We start from the raw sequence: 3,340 nt of genomic DNA on the forward strand, positions 1-3,340 counted from the left end.
ACTCATTCAGAATCCGCCCAAATTGCGTGATCTGGCTATCTTGGCTCGATTTCTGATTCACTCGGAATACCGAGTGTTTATCGCTATAAAAGGCCAAAGGCTTGCCGTATTGTTCAATGTAGGCTCGGGTTGAAAGCATATAGTCAAAGGTCGTTTCCGCCTCACAAAAGCGCAAATGCAACAGCTTGCCAGTAGCATCATCGATATACACCAATAAACAGCACTTAGCAGCGCGTCCTTCAAACCAGTCATGATATGAGCCATCAATCTGGATCAGCTCACCGAAGCAATCACGGTTATAGCGTGGCTGGTATGGGCGTTTTAGACGTTTGGATCGCGGAATCCAAAGGTCATTTGCAGTCATCCAGCGCCGAAGCGTTTCTACCGGGATATTCAGGTCAAACATGCTGCTGAGCTTCTCATGCGCCAAGGTAGGTCCAAAGCCCAGCAGATGTTCAGAAATAATGGAAAGACATTGCGATTTTAATAAATCGTCATGGCGATGATGGCCCGGTTGACCACGACTGGCATGCGTCATGCCTGAAACACCATCTTGATTGAGCTTCTGCAATAACCGGGTAATTTGACGGGTGGAAAGATTCAGGATTTCAGCAGCACGGACTTGGGTAATACGATGATCTCGAACGTCTTGCAGAACTGCAAGACGTTGAATTTCTTTGTCAGACATAGTGATCAGCATCTATATTTTATATCCAGTCCATGGTGATAAAAACCATCATAAACCAGACATTTTTATTGGTGAGAATATAGACACTTTAAATGGGTTCTAACAAAATCATTTCGTATAACCGCCATTATGTTAAATGGATAGTTGTTTAGTGGGAAAATCAAGTTTTTGAAATTTCAAATTGAAGTTTTTTCGTTCAATTAGTAATTGTAATTTATATTCTATTGAATAACTATTTCATAACTTTTCCTATCATATTTGGCTGCATACGTAGCTACTTCTTGATTAATCTCTTTATGATTTTTATCTAAATATGAAAAGATTATTGAATCCTCATTGTGCCGCTCGTAATTGATGGCGTATTTATATTCTGAATAAGGATAAAGAGTACCTAAGCTATAAGTTTTTTGAGCACTAATATAAGTTACTTTAAGGTCTGTAATTGGATAATCAGTCTGATTTTTAATAAAAATATATCCATCTTTTTCAAATGGCTGGCATCCTATAAGTAGAACTAATGTAAGACAGTAAAATAGGCTATTCTTCATTTTGGTAGTTCTTCAATTGGTCTTATGAGTCGATTAATAACTATAACTTTTGAGGTATCACAGCTATGATCTACTTCAGTTATCCAAGAATAATTATTTTTTTCTAGAGGATAGGATTCTCCGCCTCCATATGCTGCTTTATCACCTAAAAAATAAGTATCCGAATCTACTTTTAGGCTCTTAGTTTCCGTATCCCAATCTAGAGTTTTTGTAGCAAAAATTGGCAGAACTTTAGAGCCATCAGCATGTTCTAGGTATAGGCATTTACCTTCCCTAATAAGCTTAGCCTCACTATAACTTGCATTATCTGCTCCCCCCGTATATTGAATACGTGGAACAACTATATTTGATTCAATTTTTTCTGTAACTGGACTGCAGGCTGCAAGTAAACTTAATAAAATAAATTCTAATCTTTTCATATTAAAGGAATTTTTTGAGAAAGTAATAGAGAAATTAAAGCAAATTATTCCAAAAGGCTCTGATTAAAAATTGTTAAAATTAGTAGATATATGAGAGGAAATTATGAAAAAATTTTTATACTTCAATTGCTTATCTTTTATTTTTACTTATTTATCTTTGTTTTATCAGAAATATACATTAGTGGATCGTATAGTTGTAGACAAGCTTGGAAAAGTTAAAGTCATTGGAGGAGGATTTCCCTTACAGTTTTTAGTAGATGGTGAAGTATCTCCAGGTGGGAGTATAGCGCTAGATCCTTTAAATATTATTATAGGAATAGATCAATTTATCTTCTTATATTTTATTTTTGATTATTTGTTCTGGATAAGTGTTTTATTTGCTTTTTACATAATTTTGAAAAGGTACAAACTAAAACAGATTTTCTAAAATTAACATAATACACGTTATACGAATTCCCAAGGCATGGCTTTTAGTTATGCTTTTTTTTATCAAAAGAGTATAGCTGAATGATAGCGAGCCAAATCGCATACAATATCTATCATTAGACTTAATGCAATAATTAAATGATATTGTTATCATTAATCTAATAGAATTAAGATTAAATGATAGAAATGAATACACGTATTTATCTACGAGCTTCAACTAAAGATCAAGATGCAGAAAGGGCTTTGCAGATTCTTCAGGATCTAAACCAAAACTTGAATTTGGGCGAAACCATTGTGTACGTGGAAAACTATAGTGGTACGAAGTTAGACCGACCTGAATTGAATAAGCTACTGTCAGAAGCAAATCAAGGCGACACCTTGTTGGTTGAAAGTATTGACCGATTATCACGCCTAACCCAACAGGATTTTCAAGAGCTGAAGCGCAGGATCCAGGAGAAGGGACTTCGTTTAGTCGTAGCAGATCTTCCTACTACCTACCAAATGATTCAAACCAGTGACAGCATTACTCATTCAATCCTGGATCTCATCAACAATATGTTGATTGATCTCCTGGCAACAATGGCCCGCCTGGACAATGAGAAACGTATAGAACGTATTAAGCAGGGCTTGGCACGTTCGGGTTACAAGCCAACAGGTAAGAAAGCCAATGAGGCTAAGCACAAACGAATAAAAGAATTACTAGCAGCTGGCAATATGACTAAGGAAGAAATTGCCAAAGCAGTGAATTGTGGAGTTGCAACTGTTTATCGAGTTGCTAAAGTCATTTAAAAAGGCTTGTATCAGTGCTTCCCTTATGTCATATCTATTTACAAAGGAGCAAGGCATTTTTAAAGATCAAAAGACGGAATTAATGATGAAAAAGCATTTGATTTTCCTTGTTTTTATAGTGATGGTTTTTATTTTAGCTCTAGTTGTAAAGATTAATAATGATCATAAAAAACGGCAAGCATTAAACAAATTGGAACTAGTTGAAAAGCAAATCCATTAGGTATATGAATATTAAGATAAATAAAAAGCCCTATAGTCTCTCCCGTTACTATAAGGCTTATAAATCTCTGCAATTTTTTTCTTAACTACCTACTTTTCCGATGTAGGTTATGAATATATTTTACCTATTGGTAAAAACAAAGATATAAGACAAAAGGTGGGTGGTGTTTCAAAAAGTATGCTGGCGTTAAACAAATCCGTTATTAAGGTAAAAGAAAGTCAAATCAAAGGCTTTAAAATGATTTTCGAGC

General features: G+C 35.1%; 5 protein-coding genes. 2 read left to right on the forward strand and 3 right to left on the reverse strand.

Going from position 1 to position 3,340, the window contains the following annotated elements:
• The 3 genes from NI466_RS15600 to NI466_RS15610 all read right to left on the reverse strand — a co-directional run.
• Window positions 1-700: ISNCY family transposase (locus tag NI466_RS15600; RefSeq protein WP_253173998.1), on the reverse strand; the 700-nt coding region annotated here is incomplete at its 3' end.
• Between the two features lie 209 nt (window positions 701-909).
• Entirely contained in the window at window positions 910-1,236 is a 327-nt protein-coding gene (locus NI466_RS15605) for a hypothetical protein (protein ID WP_004797785.1), read from the reverse strand.
• Window positions 1,233-1,655, reverse strand: coding sequence for a hypothetical protein (locus tag NI466_RS15610; RefSeq protein WP_004676061.1), 423 nt, complete (start codon window positions 1,653-1,655; stop codon window positions 1,233-1,235). Before NI466_RS15610 ends, NI466_RS15605 begins: the two co-directional genes overlap by 4 nt.
• 103 nt (window positions 1,656-1,758) lie before the next feature.
• Between NI466_RS15610 and NI466_RS15615 the strand changes: the two genes are divergently transcribed.
• Window positions 1,759-2,082 (forward strand): hypothetical protein, encoded by a 324-nt coding sequence (locus NI466_RS15615; protein WP_004676058.1) that lies wholly within the window; start codon window positions 1,759-1,761, stop codon window positions 2,080-2,082.
• A 176-nt stretch (window positions 2,083-2,258) separates the two neighbouring features.
• Window positions 2,259-2,870 (forward strand): recombinase family protein, encoded by a 612-nt coding sequence (locus tag NI466_RS15620; RefSeq protein ID WP_004889724.1) that lies wholly within the window; start codon window positions 2,259-2,261, stop codon window positions 2,868-2,870.
• Window positions 2,871-3,340: the final 470 nt, after the last annotated feature.

The organism is Acinetobacter lwoffii (assembly GCF_024129595.1).
GTDB lineage: Bacteria > Pseudomonadota > Gammaproteobacteria > Pseudomonadales > Moraxellaceae > Acinetobacter > Acinetobacter lwoffii_O.